The sequence below is a fragment of the Methanosphaera sp. genome (genome assembly GCF_022768985.1).
GTDB lineage: Archaea > Methanobacteriota > Methanobacteria > Methanobacteriales > Methanobacteriaceae > Methanosphaera.
In genome coordinates this window covers 341776-362419 of the sequence record NZ_JALEKL010000009.1, presented here as the reverse complement: position 1 = coordinate 362419, position 20644 = coordinate 341776, and the positions used below count along the sequence as shown (strand labels likewise).

Genomic DNA, 20644 nt, shown 5'->3' with positions numbered 1-20644 from the left:
TTTTTTCATATACTACTATTTTTTTATATTTTTAAATATTATCTATCTTTTTTTGATGAATTATTATATGATTTCATATGTATTTTTAGGAGATTCATCATCTATCATGACAAACTTTGGAATATGTCCCACTTTTGTGATGTATTCATCTTTTATTATAACAACACCATCATAGAATTCATTATATTCATCAGCACATACTAGTGCATTTTCAAGTATTTCACGTCCACTACTACCTATGCCATGGTTTGCTATCTGTGTTGCCAGTGTATCTGAGATGCTGCATTGTTTTGAAAATACTATTGTTGCATCTGTATTTCCAAAACTTTCAGATGATCCATGTGCTGCTGATGTGCAAATGCCATATCCACTCCTTTTTTCTTTAACTTTAAATGCCAAGCTATCTGTATATACATTACTACTTCCTGCATCAACACTTACTATTGTTTTCTTATTTGTTTTAAGTGATATATCTCCACCATTTTCAACAATTACATAGTTAGAATCAAAACTTGAATTAACATACTCCATACACATCTGACTTATACTTCCTGCAACAGCAGCCATAGGTCCTGTATCTGCAATAGTACTAGCTTTTTGCATTAGTTTTAAAATTCTTGCATCACCTATTACATCTGATGGTGTATATCCTATAAATTCTGGATTTACTTTTATTTCATCTTCTATTATTTTTCTCAAATTTTTAATGTATGGCTTAATGTCAACTTTTACATCACAACTAAAGTGAATATGACTATCTTCTATGTTTATATCTTCTTTGTATATCATTAAAATTAGCACATCCTCAATTTTTTATTGATTTAAATTATATTTTATTTTACTAAAATATATAATCTAATTAAACTAATATAATATACATATAATGAATAAAAAATAGAAAGGGAGGGAAATGTTTCAAAATGATGCCTAAACCATCACAAAGAGTTGAAAATAACAATCAAGGACACAGAATAGAAGATCCTCATGAGGCAAATGTAATATTTAAAACAAAGCCAAACTTACTAACATATCCTGATAACTTTATAACTAAGATAATTGTAGTATTTATACTAGCATTTCTATTTGTACCACTAATTGCACTAGCAGCACATATACAGCTTGTATTAATGACAACATTTAACCTTGAAATACCACAACTTACAACAATTGCCGAACTTGCAGATGGAGTTGCAATGCTAATTGTTATAATAAAACTAGGACTTGACGTGCTTGATCGTAACAATACAGAATATATACTTACAAAATCACACATCATAATAAATCGTGGACTTTTCAGACGTGAAAAACTTTCAATGCCATATGCAAAAATACAAGATATAGAAATTTCCCAAAATATACTTGAAAGATTTCTTAATGTTGGTGATGTAATAGTTTATGGTGGACATGACAATTCACAGATAATACTTGATGATACACCAAATCCAAGGGAAGTTGAAGAGTTAATTTCACAACAACAGCAACTACATGATTCATATATGGGAGGATATTTAACTCCAAATCATGGATATAATCCAAGATATGAAAACAATGACAGATACTATGATAACAATCATAACAACTATAGAAACCAACCTCCAGTAGATAATTCACAATACTCAGATGTTGAATATTTTGGTAACTATGAACAGCCCAGATATGACAATAGACAACCACAATATGATAACTATCAACAACACTACAATCCACCACAACAACAGGACTACTACCAGAAACCTTCATCATATCAAAAACCTAGACCTAAATCAAAACCAAGAAGACAACAACAATACTATGATGAGCCAAACTACAACTACCAGGATAACAACTACCAGGACGACAGTAATTCATTAAAGAAACGATTTAATGATCGTAAAGTAAAAAATAAACAATCAAAACAGGAAAAAGAAGTAATACTTGAAAAACATTCACAGATGTTTAAAAAATATAATAAAAAGTAGAAAATTGTAATGGATGGGAAATTTTTTCTACTTTCCCCTTTTTAATCTTCTTTTTATATAAAATAAGAGATAAGATAATTGTTTATTTTACTAATATAAAAAAAAGGGAAAATTTTTTTTTATAATAAAAAACATAAATAAATGCTATATTAAAACTTTTTCTAATTTTTAAACATATTCTTGAAAAATGTGAAGATTTTATAGCAGGATTAAGTACAGACTAATTTAAATTATTTTTTAATTATGGATTTTAAGTTGGAATGAAAAACATGAAAGATTATGATATAATAGTTGTTGGTGCAGGACCAGTAGGATCAACATATGCATATAAAATGGCAAAGATGGGCTATGATGTAGCATTATATGATATGAAAAATAGAATTGGTCATCCACTACAATGTGCAGGTCTTGTTTCAACAAACATAGATAAGACAAAAAACTTGCCAAGAGAATTTATAGATAATGAAATTCAAGGAGCAAATCTCACATCACCTGATATGACATCAATAACAGTATCAAAACAGGACACAGCAGCATATGTAATAGATAGAATATACTATGATAAATACCTGGCAAATCGTGCAGAAGATGCAGGAGTTGATGTTTTCTATTCAACACGAGTGTATGATGTTGATATTGAAAATACAACAATAAAAACAAAAGATGATACATATTCATCTGATATTATTGCTGTATCATGTGGTCCTAATAGTCAAACAGCAAAGAAGATGAATCCAGAAGTTGAGGATGAATCATTTCTTGCAATGCAATACATTGTAAGTACACTAAATGAGGATACTAGTTTTCTTGACATAAATGTTAATATGAACATTCTTCCAGGATTTATATGGAGTATTCCTGTAAGCTACAGGGAAAAAAGAGTAGGACTATTTACAAATGGGTCATATACTCAAGCTGAGATGATTCTTAATTCAGCACTAAAAAGTACAGATGTGGTAGTTGATAAATCACATGGTATAATACCAAGATTTAATCCACAAAAGTGTATTGTTAAAAATAATACTATTCTTCTTGGAGATTCAGCAAGTCAAGTTAAACCTACAACAGGTGGAGGATTAATTGCAGGATTTAATTCAGCACAAATTGCTGCTGAAAACTCTGATTTAATGCTTAAAGAACATGACAATAACTATCTTTTAAGGTATGAAAAGCAGTACCATGAACGTTATGATAATGAATTTAAAACACAGATAAATGTACAGAAAATTCTTGAAGATCTATCAGAAGATGATGTTAATTTCATGTTCAGACAACTTAAAGAATGTCAAGCAGATAAGATAATTTCAAAATATGGAGATATGGATGATCAAAGCATTCTTATTAAAGAATTAATAAAAAGTGGAGTAATATTTAAATTACTACCCAAAATAGGTATAAGGAGACTTAAAAACATATGGAAATCACAGTAATATTATCACAGGAAAATGAAACATTACCAAAAGCTGAGTTACTTGCAAGACTTGAAACTCTAGATATTGAATATGAAATTACATCAGAATATCCTGGTGTTATAACATTTACAACACCTGCATCTGAGGATGATATAATTGAGCTTGGATCACACCTCGGATATACTCATGAAATACTCCAAACAATTAAAAGAACAACACCTGAGGAGTTAAATAATGCAGTTAAAGATGTAGACTGGAGTGAATATGTTAACTCATCATTTAAGGTACGTGTTAAAAGAATGGGAAATGGTGATGTTGATAAAGATTCAATTGAACGATACATTGGAGGATATATTAAACAACAATCACAGATGCCTGTTGATTTAACAAATGCTGATTGTACAATAAAATTGGTATATACAAATCCAAAACTTGAAGTTAATGAATTTAAAGAATCAAAAGTTGTAGGATACAATGAAGTAATAATTACACGTCAAATTATTGAACAAGATAAAAAACACTTCTTTGATAATAAGCCACATAAAAGACCATACTTCCATCCAGGGTCAATGAGTCCAAAACTTGCACTTTGTATGGTAAACCTTGCCCGTACCCATAAGGGAGATACAGTACTTGACCCATTTTGTGGAACTGGTGGTATACTAATTGAGGCAGGAGATCTTGGTGTTAAATTAATAGGATCTGACATTGAAAAATGTATGTATGAGGGAAGTAAACTTAACATTGCACATGAAGGATTTGAAGACTTTAAAATCTACTGGGAAGATGTACGTAAACTTGACCTTGATGAAACAGTAGATGCTGTTGCAATGGATCCACCATATGGAATATCAACAACTCTTGGTGGAGATGATACAAAACAACTCTATACAGAGGCTTTAAATTCAATAGCACAATACATTAAAGATGATGGATATATCTGTATGGCATCACCACACTACATTGACCTTTATGAGGTTGTTGAAAATACACCACTTAAAATATTAGAACAACATTCAATAAGAATGCATAAAAGTCTTACACGTATTATTACAGTTTTAATGAAAAAGTAAAATTATATTAACATAGTTATAAAATAAATAACTTAAGAGAGGTGAAACTCTATGCATGATAATATAAAAATATTTGATACAACACTAAGAGATGGAGAACAGACTCCTGGTGTACTTATAACATCAAATGAAAAACTTAAAATTGCATTAAAACTTGACGAGTTAGGAGTTGATGTAGTTGAGGCAGGATCTGCAATTACATCTAAAGATGAACAGCAAAGTATAAAATTAATAACAGAAAACAACTTAAATGCAGAAATTTGTAGTTTTGCAAGACCACTAAAAGTTGACATTGACACAGCAATAGACTGTGGCGTTGATAGTGTAAATCTTGTAATTCCATCATCTGATCTTCACATTGACTTCAAACTTCAAAAGTCACGCCCTGAAGTTGAAAAGATGGCAGTAGATGCTGTTGAATATGCAAAAGATCATGGACTTATAGTTGAATTATCAGCCGAGGATTCAACAAGAACATCAATTGATGATCTCAAGTCATTATTTATTAAAACAATAGATGCTGGTGCTGATCGTATCTGTCCATGTGATACAGTTGGAATACTTACACCAGAACGTTCATATGAATTTTATGGCGAGCTTGCAAAGCTCAATGTTCCAATGAGTGTTCACTGCCATAATGACTTTGGACTTGCAGTTGCAAATACACTTGCAGCATTAAATGCAGGAGCAAACCAGGCACATGTAACAATAAATGGACTAGGTGAAAGAGCAGGTAACACATCATCTGAAGAGCTTATAATGGCAATAGATACATTATATCACAAGAAGACAAACATTAAAACAGAATTATTCTATGAAATATCACAGCTTGTTGAAAACATATCAGGTGTGGTTCTTCAGTCAAATAAGGCAATTGTTGGAAAAAATGCATTTGCACATGAATCTGGAATACATGCAGATGGTGTACTTAAGAAATCAGAAACTTATGAGCCAATGAAGCCTGAAAAGGTAGGGCATCGTCGTCGTTTCATACTAGGAAAACATGTGGGAAAACATGTAATACATGAAAAAATTAAGGAAACAAATACAGAAGTTACAGATGCACAACTTAATGAAATATTTAAAAGAATCAAAGCACTCTCTGATATGGGAAAAACAGTAACAGATGTAGACCTGCAGGCAACAGTAGATGATATACTAGCAATTGATATTGAAAATTCATTAAAACTACAGGAATATACATCAGTATCAGGAAATAAACTAACACCAACAGCATCAGTAAAACTAAGTATTAACAATAAAGAAAAAATAGAAGCAGGAGTAGGTGTAGGTCCTGTAGATGCAGCACTTGAAGCAATACGTAAATGCCTAGTTGATGTTGCAGATATTTCACTTGAAGAATATCATGTAGATGCAATAACAGGTGGTACAGATGCATTAATTGATGTAGTTGTAAAACTTAAATGTGATGATAAGATAATTACATCACGTAGTACACAGCCTGATATTATAATGGCAAGTGTAGATGCATATCTTAAAGGTGCAAATAAGATAATAACAGATAAAAAAAGAAGATAATATTACAAAAAGAGAGAGAAATTAGTATGCAAGATTTACAAAAAGAGATTATAAAAGATTACAGTATAGAAATACACTCATATAAAGATAATATAATTGATAATATTCCAGATTTTATCACAAAAACAGATAAAATAACAGATATAAATGATGGATCTATAATACAATTACTTGATAGTGATTATATATGTGGAAAGGCTCATCTAAGTCAGGCAATAAGTCATGCTTTCAGAGCATTTGATGATAATGAAAACTTTGCAAATGATCCTGGTCTTGAAATCTGTGTAAGATTATCTGCACAAAAACAAATCAAGGAAGCATTAAAACTTCTTGGAATAAAAAATAAGGGAAATATCACAGTAGTCTATATCAACACAACACCTGAACAAGTTGATATGATGGAAGAGTTACTCACACCACGTTGTGACGAGCTTCTTGAAGAATATGACATAGAAAAAATAGTTGATGCATATCAACTTAAAAGTTGTGATAATATTGTTGACATGCTTAATGAAAAAATTGCAATGCTTGCAATTAAATACTAATTCTCTTTCTCTTTTTTTATTGAATCTATTATAATATCTACTAATTGATCTAGTTTTTTATTTGTTATTGAATCTACATCAAGATTTTTTATTTCAATACATACACATGGCTTTTTTAGACGATTATAGTTAGGTCCTGGTGTTATTATACCTTTATTTCTATCAACTGTTATTTGTTGTCTAATATTATATGCTACTTTTTTTGCAATTGATTTACTTGGCATACTTATTATTGTATTAATACCATATACAGCGTCAGGTTCTATAATACTAAATTCACCAGAACACTCTAGTTTTTCATTTAATTGTTCTTTTAGGTAGTTGTTATATTTACGAGTTTCCTCAAGTATAGCACCTGCTTTACTAAATTCAGCATTTATTCCTGCACATGTTATGTTGTCAGCTTTTAGTGTTTTTAGCATGTGATTATTTAGTTTTATTGTATCTGGTTTCATATTCACTATAAATCCACCATTTTCTATGTTTACTATTTTTGGTTTTCCTGTTGATGATATGAGAATGTCTGCATCATTACAACTACATAGTTCTATGTCACCTACAACTCCTGAAATATCAACAATTAACAATACATCATATACATCACATAAGTGTTTAATTTCTTTTATTGGTTGTGCTTTCATATATGCTGCAAGTGCTGTAATATAAAGTGTATTTATAGTATTTTCTTTAAAATAATCTTCAAGATCTTTGATATTTATTATACCATTAGTTGTTGTTATTTTTTCAACTTTTTTATTTAAAACTTTAGCAGATCTTTCAAGACCATTCCATCCACCCATATCAACAGTTAAAATTGGATCTTCTACTGCTTCAACTGTTGTTATAATACAGCTATTTGCACTGTTGAGTATGTGTATATCACCAGGATAGTATTTGCCTATTACTTCTGTTGCATCATTGTAGTAGTCATGATCAACACCTACAGCATTTGCCATTGCATCTTTTGCATTTTCTGATATTTTCTTATAATTTAATTCTAACAATTTAATAGCCTCCAAATATTTTTCCTAGAAGAATTGATCTAGTGTTGTTTGTCTTTGTTTTACTGTATCATCAAGAAGATCACCAGCTGCTCTGAATTCATCAACTGTAAGTTTAAGACGACTATCTACATATTCTAGTGCCTTTGTTAATGTTTCAAATTCATGTGGTTTTTGACGTAATGCATATCGTATATTTTCACGCATATTAAATACACCAAGTGGTATGTATGTTTCATCAGCTTCTCTGAAAACAAATACTCCTGCCTGTTTTTTATCATTGTAGAGTTGTTCTGTTACTGCCATTTTAGCAGCATAGTATCCTCCACCAAGTCTTGAATATCCCTTCTTTCCCTTGTTATTTTCATAGTCTGTGAAGATCATTGACTTTTGACCTTTATAGTTGATAAATGCTTCCATTGCCTCAAACTGCCATGGTGTTGGTATTTCAACTATTGCATAGTAGTTTCCAAGACTTTCATATTCATAGACATGATAGGTGTCAATTGTAGGATAGTATTTTACATCCTCAAGTAGTTTATTTGCAATTGTAGTATCTACTGCTGTTATTGACCACCTGGTTGGTACAAGTTTTCTATTTTTAGCTTCACCCATTGATCCTACAGAAAATGCTTTTTGTATCTGTGAAAATGGTATGTCTTTTTTATGTAGTATATCTACTGCATCTGCTGCTTTAAGATCTGTATCATAGTATGTTTTTTCTAGTTGATGATCCCATTTTACATTTTCAATATCAAATTTCTTTAGTGTTCCACTTGGTCCATGTGGTGATTCTTCACGTCCTATCATCATTCCTTGTGGTTTTTTATTAAATTCTGCCTCACTTAGTATTGATCTTGATGCCATTGATACTTCTTGTAGTTTTTCAATGTAGTTATTTTCCAGGTCATAGATTCCTATTGTTTGTTTTCCACGTACAAGGTTAAGACGATAGTCTATTATCTGTTTTTGTGTTGAATGATTATTTATCCATGATTCTGGCTGATCCATAATTTCAGAGTTAGTCTCTGATGTAAGAAGAGGTCCTGCATATACCTTGGGGTAGTTGTAGCTTCCAATAAATACTGATGGTGGTGTTGTTCCTTCAAGTTCTGTTGATACTTCTGCTGTTTTCATGTTGTAGAGTTGTTTTGTTATTTCTTTAAGATATGCATATTTTGATTTCATCATTGCCATAAGATTTTATTCCTCCTCTTTTTAATTTTTATTCATTCAACTTTTCCTTTTTTTCTTTTTTAGGTTATATTATATTTGTATGTTTTAGTTATAGAATTTTTATATTATCAACTATAGAATATCTATTATGATTAGTGAGGACTTTTTTAAATATAATATTGGTATTATTGGAGCAGGACATATTGGTCAGGCTTTAGCATTAAAGTTAAGAGATATTGGATTTCCAACTGATAATTTAAAACTTTCATATAATGGTTCTATATTTACATTTAGTGATCTTTATGATAATGAGCTTGTTGATAATATTGCTGATAATTCAAAGATTGTAGATACATCAGATATTATAATTGTTTCAGTTCCACCACAGATGTTTAAAAAACTTGGAGAATTTAACTTAGATGATAGTACAACTGTTATATCATTTATGGCAGGAGTTAAAACTAGTGACATTAAAAAACAAACAGGATCAAGTAATGTTGTTCGTGTAATTCCAACAGGTCCTGATACAATAAGAGATTCATCTGCAATTGCTGGTGTATATAATTCATGTGATATAGCAGATTGTATGTTTGATTTACTTGGCTTTGATACATTTAATGTAGAATGTGAAGATGATCTTAATTATATGATTATTGCAGGCTGTCTTCCTGCTGTATTTGCAAAAGTAGATTATGATGAAAATATTGATGATATTAAGAAATTTTCTGAAAACTTCCCATTATTTATGGATGTGGCAAAAAAAGCTAATGATTTAGTACCATCTGAAGGTAGAGATGAATTTATTAAAAATACTGCAACAAAAGGTGGAGTTACAGAGGCTATAATTGAGGCACTTGATGGTGGTATGTCACTTTTTGATGCTCTTAATGCTGGATTAGATCGCAATATTGAGCTTAGTAAATTAGAATAAGTAAATAATTTAATAAAATAAGGATTAATTTTCTTATATTTTCTTTTTTTTATTTAAAAAAAATAATTTTGTGTAGTAATTATTTAAAATATGTTTTTAAAATAAGTGATTTTTAAAAAAAATTATTAAAAAAAGTATGTATTACAAGAAAGAAAATATTTTTGGGAATTTTTTAAAACTCTGGATGCTAGGAGTTTTATAAGGTTTTATTTTCTTTTTTGTGTTTTTATAGTTTATACTATGTTTTTTTTATTTTAACTAGGAGTGATGAGTTAATTTTATAATAGGCTTTTTTTTGTTGTTAGTTAAAAAAAATTTATTTAATAATAGGTGATTTTTTTAAATATGCTTTAACTATTTCTTTTATGTGCGGATTGTAATAGTTAAATTTCCAATTTTTTAACTTTTTTTGGGTTTTTTTATAGTCTTGTTTTAACTCATTTTAAGAAAAATTTAGTTTTACCTAAATCTTCTTACAATTATATATTATACTTTAGTAGTATATAAATATTTAGGTTTACCTAAAAGTTGGATAATAAAAAAAATATTTTTTTCTATTACATAGGATATAATTTTTTAAGTGTCCTAAATATCTACAATAAATTAATATTGTATGGTTGTGTTAAATTTAGGTTTGCCTAAACTTCCCACAATTATTAATATGTACCCCTGAGTATATAAAGGTTTTGCAAAACTAAGCCAAAAATCACCAAAAAATAAAAAATAATTTAAAAAAAAATAAAATAAATTTAACTAATTATTAGGATAATATCATATGGATTTCTCTAAAAATTAGCTAAATTCAACAAAAATCACAAAAAAGTTACTAAAAAATATTTGAAATAAAAATTCAAATAAATTTAATAACACTTTTTAATTGAAAAATAATTCAACTAACACTTACCAAGCAAGTAATAAACTAGCTGCTCAGCAGTACGACCAGAAGGATGACCATGAGTTCTAATCCAAATCTTAGCCTCACTTTCTAACTCCTCATCAGTTAAAGTAATTTCAGGATATCTGCGAGCTAAACTAATTACAATATCAACATACTCATTAAATGTAGGCTTATAATAACCAATAGTAATACCAAACCTATCAACAAGAGAAAGCTTCTCCCGTACAGTATCTGAATGATACAAATCAGTCTCAGCAGATGTATCACTACGTTCATTCCAAGTTTCTCTGACTAGATGACGCCTATTAGATGTAGCATAAATAAGAATATTATCAGGAGTAATTTCAAGACCACCTTCAATTAAAGCCTTAAGATACTTATAATCACTCTCAGATTCCTCAAATGATAAATCATCCATGTAAAGAATAAAGAAATAATTACGATCCTTAATCTCTGAAATAATCCTTGAAAGATACTTAGTTTCATGCTTATAAACTTCAATAATCCTAAGACCATCATCATAATACTTATTTAAAATAGCCTTAATACTAGTAGATTTACCAGTACCAGCATCACCATATAAAAGAACATTATTAGCCTTACAACCACGAATAAAAGCCTCAGTATTATCAACTAAAGCACCTTTTTGGTATTCATATCCAAGAAGATCATCAAGAGAAATACTATCATCAAAGGATGTAATAGGAACAATACTAAAATCATCACCATTACTATGTGACAACTTAAATGCCTTATTTAAACCATAAATACCAACACCATACTTATGATAGAAATTACGAATAACACTATATAACTCATCAACACTACAACCAGCTTTAACCTTACTGCAAACATCACAGATAAGACCACTTGCATTATGATTTGAATAATCAAAACTACTACTCTGTGTAAAGTTACGAATCATACTAAAACTATTAATACCAAGTTCATCTTCAATTGCTGAAAAATCATAATTCATAAGCTCAACAATAACTTCAAGATCATTTCTCATAAACTCATCAATAGTTAAATTCTCACCAGATTCACATCTTTCAAACATAACACAAAGACTGTTCTCTGAACTTAAAAGAAGATAAATAAGATAATCATGCCATAAATCCCCACTAAAACCATACTTTGATGCAAGTTCAACAATACGTCCAACTTCACTATTAATCTGGCTAATAGTTTCATAACGAATATCAAAATCCTTCTTACTTAAATCATACTTTCTGAAAATCTTAGCTAAATTAAATAAAATACTATCTTCATCTTTATATAAAATCAATCTTGAAACCAATCTATACATAATATATCACTTAATTAATACATTTCTAATTAATAATTTATTAACATACTCAAATAAAAATAACAACATGAACAAAAAGAAACTAGCAATAACAGTAGTAATAGTTGTAATACTTGCAGCTGGTATAATATATGCAACAAATAATTACCTGGATGAACAGGATAGAAAACAATTCAACCAGACAATACAACTTGCAAGTACAATGGAAAACATATCAGACATCAACTATGTTAGAATGTGTGATAAAGGAATAATTAAAATAGATGATGATATTACAACAACTGAAGATCATCTGAAAAATATGACAAATGAAATTAATGTAATGGAAGAATTTAAAAATAAAACACGAAATGAAACATACAGGCAATATCTTCAAATTCAAATAGATAGATTAACATCTGAGAAAAGATTTCATGAACTAAGTTTAGAAGATACAAAAGCATATAAAAGATATAGAAACAATGAAATAAGCCTATCTGTATATAGACATTGTCAAAATTCATCAAAAACACAACAAGATGAAGTAAGCAAACAAACAGATCAGAAGAAAACTGAAGCAATAACTTTCCTTGAAAAACATCCAGACTTAAATAAAACACTAGTTGATCTAAAAGTTGATGAAGACTTCAATACCCAAGAATGGGGCGGAACAGGAGATAAAAACCATAGTATACAACTAATACCTTAATTACCACTTCTTTTTTTTTATTATTTTTTAATTATTTAGCTTAGTTACTAATTTATTAACATATTTAAATAGAAATAACACTATGAACAAAAAGAAACTAGCAATAGGAGTAGTAATAGTTGTAATACTTGCTGCAGGTATAATTTATGCTACAAGTAGTTATCTTGATGAACAGGATCGTAAACAATTTAACCAGACAATACAACTTGCAAGTACTATTGAAAATATATCAGACATTGCTCATGTTAAAAAATGGGATAAAGGAACAATTAAAGTAGAAGATGATATTACATCAACAGAAGAGGAGATAAAAAATACAACTGATGAAATAAAAGTACTTGAAGAATTTAAAAATAGTACACGAAATGAAACATACCGACAATATCTTGAAATTCAAATTGATAGATTAACAGTTGAAAAAAGATATGAAGAGGCATATATCCCATATATGCATGCATATCAAAAATATAAAAAAGGTGAAATGAGTCTGTCTAATTTAAATAGTCAGAAAAATTCTTCAAGTATTCAGGTTGATGAACTTGTAAAACAATCAAATCAGAAGAAGACTGATGCAATAAACTTCCTTGAAAAACATCCAGACTTAAATAAAACACTGGTTGACCTTAAAATTGATGAAGATTTCAACACTCTTGAATGGGGTGGAGATGGTGATAAGAATAGTGTATTATACTATGTATAATCTTCATTTATTTTCTTTTTTTAATTATTTTTATAAAATTAGTAAATTTCTTATTGGTGGAGAGTATTTTCTTTCTAAAAAAAATAAAATATGGTTTTGAATAGTATTGTGTCTATTCAAATTCGATTGTGCTTGGTGGTTTGTTACTGAGTGAGAGTGATACGTGTGTGATTTCTGGTACTTTTGCTGTGATTTCTTGTGATACTTTGTGTAGGAATGGCCATGGTATGTCTGGTACGTTTGCTGTCATTGCATCAAATGATTGTACCATACGTATTACAACTAGATATCCGAAGTCTCTTTGGTCTCCTTTTACTCCTGTTACTTTGCTGTCTGTTAGTACTACAAAGTATTGCCAGAGGTCTTTGTCGAGTCCTTCTTCTTCTACGTATTTGTTTAGTATTGCATTTGCTTCACGGCAGATTTCTAGTTTTTCGTGTGTTACATCTCCTAGTACACGTACTGCTAGTCCTGGTCCTGGGAATGGTTGTCTGTGTACTATTTCATCAGGTAGTCCTAGTGCACTTCCTATTGCACGTACTTCATCTTTGTAGATTTCACGTAGTGGTTCTATTATTTTAAGTTCTAGTCCATCTGGTAGTGTTAGGTTGTGGTGTGATTTGATGTTTCCTTCACTTTCAATCCAGTCTGGTGCTATTGTTCCTTGAAGTAGGAATGTTGCTCCTGATTTTTTAGCTTCACGTTCAAATACTTCGATAAATTTATGTCCTATGATTTCACGTTTCTTTTCAGGGTCGCGTACACCAGCGAGTGCTTCTATGAATTCATCTTGTGCTTCTATTACTTTGAAGTTTTTAATTCTGTCTTTGAAGGTGTCTTCTACTTGTTGTGCTTCATCTTTTCTTAGAAGTCCATGATCTACAAATACTGCTTCAAGTTGATCTCCTATTGCTTCTGCTGCAAGTACTGATGCAACTGAACTGTCTACTCCACCTGAAAGTGCAATTATTACTTTTTCATCTTTTACTTCTTCTTTTATTTTTTCTACTGCATTTTTTATAAATTCTTCTTCATTTATTAACATAAATTAACACAAACCCCTTTTCTAGTTTTTATATTCTTTACATATTCTATAGAAGTTTTCAAATATTTCTCCACCACGTGGTGTATGTTGTACTTCTGGGTGGAATTGAATACCATATATTGGTTTTTCATTGTGTTTCATAGCTTCAATACTACATTTATCAGAGTTAGCAAGTATTTTGAAGTTTTCTGGAAGTTTTACAACTTCATCTTTGTGTGATGCCCATACTTTAACTGAATCTCCCATATCCTTGAATAGTTCTGATTCTTCTATGATGTTAATTTCTATTTGAGCATAACTTTCAATTTCTGCTGATTTTGTTTCTCCATTAAATACTTCTGCAATAATCTGATGACCAAGACAGATACCAAGTATTGGTACATCCATTTGTTGGATTATTTCCTTACAATTACCTATATTTTCAATAGATGGTCCTCCTCCAAGGATGATTCCTTCTGGATTTAGATCTTTTATTTCATCGATTGATGTTGTATTTGATATAAGTTTGTTTTCAATACCTAGATATGTTAATGTTCTTGATATTCTGTGATTATATTGTCCAAAATTATTAATAATAACAATGCTCATGATAAATTCCCATAAATTTCCATATAAAAATTTGAACTTATTTTCTCAGCGTAAGTTCAATGAAAGACGCCTTTTTTATAGCAAATCTTCTAATATTTAAGAAGTTACTCCATTGCTATGAAATTCTTTTTTATGATGTATTTTAGTTTTACATCATCTTTTAAAAAAAGTAAGTTAAAATAATATTCTATTATTTTCTACTTTGATTTATATAATATATTATATGATAATTAGATAAATATAATAATTATCATAATATTTTCATATTTTATATAGAAAATTTAAATTTTTAATTATTATTATCTAAAAAATTAGTGGCTGGAGGATTTTTTTGTCTATAGAAATTGGTAGTTTTAATGTTGATTGTGATGTTTTATATGAAGTTATAGTTACAACAAAAAATAGTGATATGTCATATAATAGTAAGCCATTTGGCATTTCATTTGATAGTGATGGACTTGTTCATATGAGACTTTTTGAAAATAGAACACTTTTAAATATCTATGATAATGGCTTTGTTAGAATTCAGTTTATGGGAAATATTTATACAATGACAAGAGCACTTCTTGGAATGCTTGATGATACAGATTATATGAATAATTCTGCTACTTTATGTGGTGCATCTTTTGTTTTTGATGTGGATGTGGTAAGTGTTGATGGTGCTGATATTTCAGATTCATATTCAAAAACTCATGTTTCAAATATTGTTTGTAAAATATTGGGTGTTGTTTATAGTGGTAATGATCTTCCTGTTCTATCACGTGCAACATATAAAATACTTGATTTTCTGGTTGATTATTCACGAGTTAACTTTATGAATTATGAAAATATTAATAGTTTTTATAATGAAATACAATCAAGTAGTAATTTTATTAAAAAGTGTGGAAACCATCTACATCAAGATGCTTTAAAATTAATAGAAAACAGTGTTAAAAATATATTAGATCAAAAAAAAGAATGAAGATTAAAAAAAATTATACAATGTAGAGATTATAAAAAAGAATCTAACCTCCACAATAACTTATTTTAAGCAGGATTTTTATTTTACAATATCAATAAGTTTTCCTGCTTTAACATCAAACAATCCCATGTTTGTCATCTTATACTCTGCAAAGTCAACATTTGTAATATTTGAAAGTGTTGTGAAAACATTTTGAAGTTTACATCCCATAGATTTTATGAAATCATGAATATGTTCTGATTTCTTAGCAACTTTAGATGCTGGATCCATACTCATAAGACCTGCAATAGCAAGAGGGAAGTCAACAGTTTCCTTATTTGACACAGCTACAAATCCACCCTTATTTTCATGAAGCTTATTTACAGCATCAGCCATATAATCACTATTTGTACCAACAGCAACAATATTATTACAATCACAACTTACAGATGTTGCAATAGCACCATTTTTAATACCAAATCCTTTAATAAAACCATTAGCAATAGTATTTTGACCATACCTGTCAATAACACTAACTTTTAAGATATCCTCAAATACAGATGGTATAATATTTGATTTTTCAACATTTAACTTAGCAGTTGTTTTTGTTGTATACTTATCTGCATTTCTAATCTTAATAACATTAACAACAGCACTTTTCTGTGCTGGATCTTTAACTTTAACATTAAACTCATCAGGCTTCATCTGTTTAATATTAATTGTATTTTCCATTTCCTTAGGATTTGCACGATATAATAATTTCTGTTTTTTAAAGATAGTGTTACCATTAATAATTACACGTTTTACATTAAAGTTAGATAAATTATCAATAAATACAAGATCTGCCTTACGACCTGGTGCAATACAACCAGCATTAATATTATAATGCTGTGCAGGATTGATTGTAACAAGCTTTATTGCATCAAATGGATCCATACCAAGATCAACTGCTTTTCTTAGCATAAGATTAATATGACCATCTATAAGATCTTCAGAATTAATAGTGTCAGATACCATGAAGTCACACTCAGAGTGAACAAATTCCTCAAGAGTTTTAGTATATGATCCCTCTGTAATCATAGCTTTTATACCAACACGTTTAATTTCTTCAACATCACGACGACTTCTACATTCATGATCTGTTGAAATTCCCCAGCGAGCATATTGTTGAAGATCATAATCTTTAAGATTATCACATTTACCATCAATAGGTTTTTTAAATTTATGAGCTAACTTGATTTTTGAGATAATATCATTATCTTTTTCAATAACACCCTTTTTATCCTTAACTTCACCAAGTGCTACAAATTCTTTTCTTTTAAGAAGATATTCAACATCTGAAGTTTTTAGTGTTGCACCATTTGTTTCAAATTCATTTGCTTTAATACATGGTGGTGCTGTAAAATAATAATTTAGTGGACTGTATTTTGCATCACGTATAAGATATTCAATACCATTAATACCCATGACATTTGCAATTTTTTGTGGATCAATAATAGCTGATGTTGTTCCATGTCTTAGTGCAATTTCTGCAAATCTTGATGGTGTAAGTTGTGTACTTTCAATGTGAATATGTGAATCTATAAATCCTGGAACTATTATATCACTAAAAAACTTATTTACTTCTTTTATTGACTGGATTATTCCATGTTCAATTTTTATTTCTGCTGGATATATTTCATCTGTAAATACATTTAAAATATTTCCTTTTATTATCATTTTTATTAGACTCCTTTAATTAAAAAAGTTTTATTTTCTTTATTTTTCAACTAAGTACCTAGATAAAAAAAGCTTCCTATTTATATATGAAAAAAGTGTATGAATTTTCCCCTTTTCTTGTTAGTATTTGTTTAATATGAACCATTTCTGATATGTATCTTTTCTAGCTTTGTTTTTTAAATTTAATAAAAAAAAATAAAATTAACTCCTATATTATCCATATAAAAAAGTACATATATTTATCTGGTTGTAATCCATGTAATGATATAAATAAAAAACCATTATCTGTGATCTAAAATAGATTTAAAGCATATTTAAATGATATGCTGAAAATTATTTTTTTCTATTTTAAATATGATATTAAAATATATGTAAGTATCTATTATAAAAAACTATTATATATAAAATAAATAATACTTTAAAGCTACAAGATGTCAAAGTTAATTAAGGAATACTTGTAAAAAATAGCAAAAAAAGATGTGTTAGATTATATAATTAAATCTAACTTTTTATAAAATCAGTCTTATCATAGAAGTACTTAGTCTTCTTGAAATTTTTATTAAATGACTCTTCATATTCATGAATCTTCTGGCTATTCCAGTTATTTTCAGATAATAACTTTCGTATATATCGTGCCATTTCAATATCATCATAGTATGCAAAGATTATAAGCTCATCATCTTTTCGAAGTTCTACATAGAATTTACTGTTACGTGTGTGAATATTAAGATCTCTATTTTGTATTATCTTTGTTATTTTCTTAATATGTCTTATTGCCTCACAACTCCAGTTGTTATCATCAAGATAGTTTCGTATAAACTCTGCAAGTTCATATGTCATATATCGTCCAATTGTTATCTTTTTTTTATTGATCTGTTTTTGTATTAGAAACTTATTTTTGAGTGAATTTATTTGGATAATATTTTCAATACGCCTTCTGTATTTTGGAATTTTATCTTTATCATACTTATTTGGTGGATTATATTCACACATCATATCTTCATCTGCATCATATTTTATTATCATGTCACGTTCTTGTAGTGTTTCAATTATATCTGTTGATGTTGCATATATATGTTCATTGTATGATATTTGATATCTTTTTGTTGTCCTGTTATAGGTGATGTGTCTGTAGAATTCATTAATTGCCTGTTTTTTTATTGTTTTAATGTCAGGCACCTCTTGGTAGTATGGTAGAATTTTTTGGATAATCTTTGTATATGTTAAATCCTTAAATGATCCAAAGCTTTTATTATTTTCATTATTTTTCAGGTAGTATCCATTTTCATGTTCATAGATTTCATAGATTGGAAACTGTTCAGATTTTGCATATCCACTTTCTTCTGATTTAATCCATTGATTTAGGATAAGTATAGTGCGTTGTTTTATTGCATCATCAAGATTATCATAGATTCCATAGTTGATTTTCTGTTTGTATATACTTTTAATTATGTGATATTTACCATTTATTTTATAGATGTTTTTATATCCCATAGCACATCACCTTCTTTTGCATATCATGTCAATTTCACTAAATATACTATCTTCATCTATAACTTTTATGATAACATCATCAATTTTTTGAATTTCACATATTATATCATGTACTGTTTTTTCATCAGGACATATTTCATTAATTACAAAAATTATTAGTGGCTTTTTTGCAGCTATTATCTTGGGCTTTATTGTTTCATAGTCATATAGTAGTAGTGTATTTTTATATGTTTGTGTAATGTTTATGTCATAGATTTTATACTGGATTTTATTTTCAAGATCCTCTATTTTAATGTTATATTTAGGGCTGAAATGGTGGAAAAATTCAATTATTGAATCTATACTGTTTTGACTACTAATTTTAATTAAAGGCTTCTTTTTATGATTATTTAAATTATTAATCATAAACATAACATCCCCTTTTTTTTATTCATATCATTTTTTTTTAATTGAATAAAAATATGAGTTAAAATAATTTATAAATTAAATTAAGACACACACCCACACCCACATACATATATGGATGGCTATGGTGTGGTGGGATATAATATGTATATATACATACATAGTCAATTTTTATTTAAAAAACAACACACCTAATTCTAACTTAAAACTCGTATTTAATTCAATTAATATTGAAACTACTACTTCTAATTACTTTATATAGAAAAATAATTCATAATAATATTAGATTTGGGTGATAGGTTTGGTTTGAAACTTATAAAAAAAATACTGGAAATTATAATGGGTGATTTTATATGCTAAATGATGTTTTATACTCACAAAGTAAAGTATTTAAAAATAGGGATGTATTTAATATAAGCTATCTTCCAGAAAAACTACAGGCAAATAAAGAAGAACTAAAAATAATCTATGGAAATATAAAACCATTACTTGAAGATAAAAAACCACTTAACACAATAATAACAGGAAAATCATCAACAGGAAAAACAACACTTATAAGATATGCAATAAGTGAAATTAATAAAAATACAAACATCAAAACATGCTATATAAACTGCAACCTAGAAAACAAAAAAAGAAAATGCTACTTCAAACTATATAACACCCTATTTGGACATGATGCAAACAAATATCAAAGTACAGAAATAATACATGATAAAATAATAAAAGAAATGAAAAATCAAAAACTAATACTTGCAATAGATGATATAAACATACTTCCAGAACATGAAGCAATAGAATTAATAAATGAATTATTCAGATTAAATGAATACTATGACATGAAAATTGCCCTGATAATATCAATAAATGACATAGCATATAAATACTCACTACCTGATCATATACAAACAATACTAACAGGATATGAAATACATCTAAATAAGTTTAGCCAAGATGAAACATATCAAATACTAAAATATCGATGTAAACAGGGATTTAAAGATAATACAATAACACAAAGCCAGATTAAAAAATTAGTAAAATACATCATAAATATGACAGATATACGAGATGGACTTATAAAACTTGAAATACTAGGACAAAAACTAGAAAATGAAAATAGAAATAAAATAACAGACAATGATTTAAAAGATCATGTTATATGAAAAAATAAGGAGCCTATAGGAGAGGTATTATTTCCTCCACCATCTTCTCCTTTTCAA

At 28.6% G+C, this 20644-nt stretch carries 19 protein-coding genes; 10 read left to right on the top strand and 9 right to left on the bottom strand.

Annotation, left to right across the window (positions count from 1 at the left end; translation table 11 throughout):
• Positions 1-63 precede the first annotated feature (63 nt).
• On the bottom strand, positions 64-789 hold the full coding sequence (locus MRZ80_RS05025; protein ID WP_292536794.1) for a UPF0280 family protein: 726 nt from the start codon (positions 787-789) through the stop codon (positions 64-66).
• A 131-nt stretch (positions 790-920) separates the two neighbouring features.
• On the opposite strand from MRZ80_RS05025, the gene MRZ80_RS05020 reads away from it, so the two are divergent.
• The 5 genes from MRZ80_RS05020 (at position 921) to cgi121 (ending at position 6527) form a co-directional block, all read left to right on the top strand.
• On the top strand, positions 921-1958 hold the full coding sequence (locus MRZ80_RS05020; RefSeq protein ID WP_292536792.1) for a PH domain-containing protein: 1038 nt from the start codon (positions 921-923) through the stop codon (positions 1956-1958).
• A gap of 260 nt (positions 1959-2218) precedes the next feature.
• Complete coding sequence (locus tag MRZ80_RS05015) at positions 2219-3388, top strand: NAD(P)/FAD-dependent oxidoreductase (RefSeq protein ID WP_292536789.1); 1170 nt, start codon at positions 2219-2221, stop codon at positions 3386-3388.
• Positions 3373-4443 (top strand): TIGR01177 family methyltransferase, encoded by a 1071-nt coding sequence (locus tag MRZ80_RS05010; protein ID WP_292536788.1) that lies wholly within the window; start codon positions 3373-3375, stop codon positions 4441-4443. Before MRZ80_RS05015 ends, MRZ80_RS05010 begins: the two co-directional genes overlap by 16 nt.
• A 51-nt stretch (positions 4444-4494) precedes the next feature.
• Positions 4495-5982: a (R)-citramalate synthase gene (locus MRZ80_RS05005; protein WP_292536786.1), complete on the top strand. Its 1488-nt coding sequence runs from the start codon at positions 4495-4497 to the stop codon at positions 5980-5982.
• Positions 5983-6008: 26 nt separating this feature from the next.
• Positions 6009-6527: a KEOPS complex subunit Cgi121 gene (cgi121, locus tag MRZ80_RS05000; RefSeq protein ID WP_292536784.1), complete on the top strand. Its 519-nt coding sequence runs from the start codon at positions 6009-6011 to the stop codon at positions 6525-6527.
• Here the strand turns inward: cgi121 and MRZ80_RS04995 are convergent.
• The gene (locus MRZ80_RS04995) at positions 6524-7531 is read right to left on the bottom strand and encodes a hypothetical protein (protein WP_292536782.1); all 1008 of its coding nucleotides are present in this window, start codon (positions 7529-7531) and stop codon (positions 6524-6526) included. The two genes, cgi121 and MRZ80_RS04995, sit on opposite strands and share 4 nt — an antisense overlap.
• A 24-nt stretch (positions 7532-7555) precedes the next feature.
• Entirely contained in the window at positions 7556-8725 is a 1170-nt protein-coding gene (locus MRZ80_RS04990; RefSeq protein ID WP_292536779.1) for a hypothetical protein, read from the bottom strand.
• 127 nt (positions 8726-8852) lie between these two features.
• Here MRZ80_RS04990 and MRZ80_RS04985 point away from each other — a divergent pair, with 127 nt between their 5' ends.
• Entirely contained in the window at positions 8853-9635 is a 783-nt protein-coding gene (locus MRZ80_RS04985) for an NAD(P)-binding domain-containing protein (RefSeq protein ID WP_292536778.1), read from the top strand.
• Positions 9636-10528: 893 nt separating this feature from the next.
• Here the strand turns inward: MRZ80_RS04985 and MRZ80_RS04980 are convergent.
• The gene (locus MRZ80_RS04980) at positions 10529-11842 is read right to left on the bottom strand and encodes an ATP-binding protein (protein WP_292536777.1); all 1314 of its coding nucleotides are present in this window, start codon (positions 11840-11842) and stop codon (positions 10529-10531) included.
• A gap of 67 nt (positions 11843-11909) precedes the next feature.
• Between MRZ80_RS04980 and MRZ80_RS04975 the strand changes: the two genes are divergently transcribed.
• Together MRZ80_RS04975 and MRZ80_RS04970 are read left to right on the top strand one after the other, a co-directional pair.
• A complete protein-coding gene (locus tag MRZ80_RS04975; RefSeq protein ID WP_292536773.1) occupies positions 11910-12530 on the top strand; it encodes a hypothetical protein in 621 nt (206 codons plus the stop codon).
• 82 nt (positions 12531-12612) lie between these two features.
• Positions 12613-13230, top strand: coding sequence for a hypothetical protein (locus tag MRZ80_RS04970; protein WP_292536772.1), 618 nt, complete (start codon positions 12613-12615; stop codon positions 13228-13230).
• A 112-nt stretch (positions 13231-13342) separates the two neighbouring features.
• On the opposite strand, the gene guaA is transcribed toward MRZ80_RS04970, so the two are convergent.
• Both guaA and MRZ80_RS04960 read right to left on the bottom strand, forming a co-directional pair.
• Positions 13343-14275, bottom strand: a complete 933-nt coding sequence (gene guaA, locus MRZ80_RS04965) for a glutamine-hydrolyzing GMP synthase (RefSeq protein ID WP_292536770.1) — start codon at positions 14273-14275, stop codon at positions 13343-13345.
• Between the two features lie 21 nt (positions 14276-14296).
• Positions 14297-14863, bottom strand: coding sequence for a GMP synthase subunit A (locus MRZ80_RS04960; protein WP_292536768.1), 567 nt, complete (start codon positions 14861-14863; stop codon positions 14297-14299).
• A 331-nt stretch (positions 14864-15194) separates the two neighbouring features.
• Between MRZ80_RS04960 and MRZ80_RS04955 the strand changes: the two genes are divergently transcribed.
• On the top strand, positions 15195-15824 hold the full coding sequence (locus MRZ80_RS04955; protein WP_292536765.1) for a DUF447 domain-containing protein: 630 nt from the start codon (positions 15195-15197) through the stop codon (positions 15822-15824).
• 78 nt (positions 15825-15902) lie between these two features.
• On the opposite strand, the gene MRZ80_RS04950 is transcribed toward MRZ80_RS04955, so the two are convergent.
• From MRZ80_RS04950 to MRZ80_RS04940, 3 genes are all read right to left on the bottom strand, one after another.
• Complete coding sequence (locus MRZ80_RS04950) at positions 15903-17522, bottom strand: adenine deaminase C-terminal domain-containing protein (protein ID WP_292536763.1); 1620 nt, start codon at positions 17520-17522, stop codon at positions 15903-15905.
• A gap of 501 nt (positions 17523-18023) precedes the next feature.
• Positions 18024-19016, bottom strand: a complete 993-nt coding sequence (locus tag MRZ80_RS04945; protein WP_292536762.1) for a hypothetical protein — start codon at positions 19014-19016, stop codon at positions 18024-18026.
• Between the two features lie 6 nt (positions 19017-19022).
• The gene (locus MRZ80_RS04940; protein ID WP_292536760.1) at positions 19023-19421 is read right to left on the bottom strand and encodes a hypothetical protein; all 399 of its coding nucleotides are present in this window, start codon (positions 19419-19421) and stop codon (positions 19023-19025) included.
• 353 nt (positions 19422-19774) lie between these two features.
• Between MRZ80_RS04940 and MRZ80_RS04935 the strand changes: the two genes are divergently transcribed.
• Complete coding sequence (locus tag MRZ80_RS04935) at positions 19775-20587, top strand: AAA family ATPase (protein WP_292536758.1); 813 nt, start codon at positions 19775-19777, stop codon at positions 20585-20587.
• The last annotated feature ends 57 nt before the right edge of the window (positions 20588-20644 follow it).

Coding starts and splice junctions, on each gene's coding strand:
- MRZ80_RS05025 (WP_292536794.1), bottom strand. CDS start 789: ATGATATACAAAGAAGATATAAACATAGAAGATAGTCATATTCACTTT.
- MRZ80_RS05020 (WP_292536792.1), top strand. CDS start 921: ATGATGCCTAAACCATCACAAAGAGTTGAAAATAACAATCAAGGACAC.
- MRZ80_RS05015 (WP_292536789.1), top strand. CDS start 2,219: ATGAAAAACATGAAAGATTATGATATAATAGTTGTTGGTGCAGGACCA.
- MRZ80_RS05010 (WP_292536788.1), top strand. CDS start 3,373: ATGGAAATCACAGTAATATTATCACAGGAAAATGAAACATTACCAAAA.
- MRZ80_RS05005 (WP_292536786.1), top strand. CDS start 4,495: ATGCATGATAATATAAAAATATTTGATACAACACTAAGAGATGGAGAA.
- cgi121 (WP_292536784.1), top strand. CDS start 6,009: ATGCAAGATTTACAAAAAGAGATTATAAAAGATTACAGTATAGAAATA.
- MRZ80_RS04990 (WP_292536779.1), bottom strand. CDS start 8,725: ATGGCAATGATGAAATCAAAATATGCATATCTTAAAGAAATAACAAAA.
- MRZ80_RS04985 (WP_292536778.1), top strand. CDS start 8,853: ATGATTAGTGAGGACTTTTTTAAATATAATATTGGTATTATTGGAGCA.
- MRZ80_RS04980 (WP_292536777.1), bottom strand. CDS start 11,842: ATGTATAGATTGGTTTCAAGATTGATTTTATATAAAGATGAAGATAGT.
- MRZ80_RS04975 (WP_292536773.1), top strand. CDS start 11,910: ATGAACAAAAAGAAACTAGCAATAACAGTAGTAATAGTTGTAATACTT.
- MRZ80_RS04970 (WP_292536772.1), top strand. CDS start 12,613: ATGAACAAAAAGAAACTAGCAATAGGAGTAGTAATAGTTGTAATACTT.
- guaA (WP_292536770.1), bottom strand. CDS start 14,275: ATGTTAATAAATGAAGAAGAATTTATAAAAAATGCAGTAGAAAAAATA.
- MRZ80_RS04960 (WP_292536768.1), bottom strand. CDS start 14,863: ATGAGCATTGTTATTATTAATAATTTTGGACAATATAATCACAGAATA.
- MRZ80_RS04950 (WP_292536763.1), bottom strand. CDS start 17,522: ATGATAATAAAAGGAAATATTTTAAATGTATTTACAGATGAAATATAT.
- MRZ80_RS04945 (WP_292536762.1), bottom strand. CDS start 19,016: ATGGGATATAAAAACATCTATAAAATAAATGGTAAATATCACATAATT.
- MRZ80_RS04940 (WP_292536760.1), bottom strand. CDS start 19,421: ATGATTAATAATTTAAATAATCATAAAAAGAAGCCTTTAATTAAAATT.
- MRZ80_RS04935 (WP_292536758.1), top strand. CDS start 19,775: ATGCTAAATGATGTTTTATACTCACAAAGTAAAGTATTTAAAAATAGG.